General features: G+C 43.3%; 1 protein-coding gene. It reads left to right on the plus strand.

Annotation, left to right across the window (positions count from 1 at the left end; genetic code table 11):
• A partial coding sequence (locus BGE37_RS24980; protein ID WP_123057359.1) for an ISAs1 family transposase occupies window positions 1–215 on the plus strand: 215 nt, incomplete at both ends.

The following is a 215-nucleotide window of genomic DNA, read 5'->3' on the forward strand; positions in this document are numbered from 1 at the left end:
GAAGCAATATGGTGATTTTGAAAATGGTATTCCTGTTCACGATACCATTGCCAGAGTTGTATCCTGTATCAGTCCTGCAAAATTTCACGAGTGCTTTATTAACTGGATGCGTGACTGCCATTCTTCAGATGATAAAGGCGTCATTGCAATTGATGGAAAAACGCTCCGGCACTCTTATGACAAGAGTCGCCGCAGGGGAGCGATTCATGTCATTA

Origin of the sequence: Escherichia sp. MOD1-EC6300 (assembly GCF_002965045.1) — a bacterium.
In the GTDB taxonomy this organism is placed as follows: Bacteria; Pseudomonadota; Gammaproteobacteria; order Enterobacterales; family Enterobacteriaceae; genus Escherichia; species Escherichia coli_F.